We start from the raw sequence: 2,114 nt of genomic DNA, 5'->3' as shown, positions 1-2,114 counted from the left end.
GTTATATTTCAACAGCATACCAAAGCCACACCCACTTTTCAGCTATGCCTCATGAATAAGGCGGGCTGAATAGAACCGCTGCGCGGTTCCCGCTTATATCCCCGCCCGATTGGGCGAGGGTTTACGCGGATTTTGCTAAGTGGAGAAGTGATGCCCATACACTTCAGGCGCATACAGTTAGCGCCTTGAAGATCATGAATAGTTTTTATAATCTAACAGCCTGAACACCAACATTTCTCATATGCTCTAAAATTAAATGATAGTGATCAGGTACAGAATCAAAAGATTCAGACTCGATTCTAAAAACAGCCAAATCAGGAAAAATTCGCTTTAAGGTAAAAAGCGCTGTAGAAATATAGCTATAAAAAGCAACATAGTTGCCCAAGCAATTTGCCACCTCAATTTCAATGGGCACATCCAGGCTTTTAACTTCCACAGGAAGACCGTCCAAAACCTCCTTGACCTTAACAGGGTCTTCCTTTCTATGCGTAAAATAATGTATTACAATGTCAGGATGTTTAATTGAGATTGATCTCATATGCTGACGCATTCTTTCAAAATCATTTTCTTTACGACCAGGATGCCCAATATAGCCAACAAACTTTTCCTCTGATGATTCAGGATTTTTTTTCAAAGCAAATTGTTCTGAAAAAACAAGCAAATTATTCAATTGAAATCCAAAACAATCCGTATTACACAAATCAAAAAAACTAAAAAACTCAAAATATCTTATTGATAGCTTCTTCAACTGAACACAAAAAGCTCGCAACACGAGTTTTTTTTTGGCCGAAACACTAGAGATTAGACACCCTGAATTAATTAAAACATAATATCTTAAAGTCGCAACACCATCATCCAAGAAAACAACTTTATTCGGCTCCAAATTACAAAAAAAAGGCTCCTGTGCTGCACTTCCCAGATTTCCTACAAAAAGATAAGATATGCTTTCTTTAGCCAGCCTTCTTAACTCGCAAGCTAACTTTATATAGTAGGTCTTTTTCTCCAGCCAAATCTGCTCAGCGTCTTCCCAGCCAAACTTATCCAGTAAATACTTAATCTGCATGACAGTCTTAGCATTATCCGGCTTAACCAAATAGATAACCATCTTTTCAGTTATATTGTAATGGTGGCGCGCCTCTGAACAACAGATCACCTGCAAAGGGGTACTCGCCAAAAATACTGAGATCATAAAACAACATTCCAGGTCACTGGTTCATTTAAACGCACAGATTCACTCACTTGCCTGCCTAAAAGTTTGAGGTAGAATTTTGGTGCCAACCCATACCCCGGCCTCACACTGCGAATACACTCTTCAGTAATCACATCCCCTGCTTTCATGTCCTTAACAAAATACAGCGAGCGCCGGAACTGGGCATTGCCTTGTTCGCTTGATTTACGCCCATAATCCACTTTGCCCAGTGCTTGCCAAGCGGTTTTGCTATCCCGGCACAGCTCTCCCAGCTCTTTCGGCTCCAGCGAGAAGCTGTCATCCGGCCCCCCGCCATTCCGATCAAGCGTGAAATGTTTTTCGATGATGGATGCACCCAGGGCCACACTGGTAATCGCAGTCGTGTTATCCAGGGTGTGATCCGACAAGCCTGTCACCAGTCCAAAGCGCAGAATCATATCGGGGATCGTACGCAGGTTATAGTCTTCAGCCGGTGCCGGGTAACCGCTGACACAATGCAGAATGGCGAGTTCTTTACAGCCTGCTCCCTTGGCTGCATCAATGGCTTCCTGAATTTCTTCGACATCGGCCATACCCGTAGAGATAATCATGGGTTTGCCAGTACGGGCGACATATTCGATCAAGGGAAGATCAACGGCTTCAAAGCTGGCTATTTTATAGGCCGGTGCATTCAGGTCTTCCAGTAAATCCACCGCCGTTGTATCAAAGGGCGAGCTAAAAATAATGATACCGAGTTTGCGAGCGTGTTCAAACAGTGGTTGGTGCCATTCCCAGGGAGTGTGGGCTTCTTCATAGAGCTCATAAAGAGTACGCCCATCCCACAATCCCCCTTTGATTTTGAAGTCGTCAGCATCGGAATCCAGTGTGATGGTGTCCGGGCGGTAGGTCTGCATTTTAACGGCATCGGCTCCGGCCTTCTTGGCTT

2 protein-coding genes are annotated in these 2,114 nt (G+C 43.9%); both read right to left on the bottom strand.

All coding sequences use genetic code 11. From position 1 onward, the window contains the following. Positions 1 to 205 precede the first annotated feature (205 nt). Positions 206 to 1,189 (bottom strand): hypothetical protein, encoded by a 984-nt coding sequence (locus IBX50_RS20075; protein WP_292258167.1) that lies wholly within the window; start codon positions 1,187 to 1,189, stop codon positions 206 to 208. Continuing rightward, the coding region (gene pseI, locus IBX50_RS20070; protein ID WP_292258166.1) for a pseudaminic acid synthase at positions 1,186 to 2,114 on the bottom strand (929 nt) is incomplete at its 5' end. The genes pseI and IBX50_RS20075, both read right to left, overlap by 4 nt.

The organism is Marinospirillum sp. (assembly GCF_014859565.1).
This window is presented reverse-complemented; position numbering and strand designations above follow the sequence as displayed.

Bases quoted from the DNA above. Each gene is read 5' to 3' on its own strand.
- IBX50_RS20075 (WP_292258167.1), bottom strand. From the start codon at position 1,189: ATGATCTCAGTATTTTTGGCGAGTACCCCTTTGCAGGTGATCTGTTGT.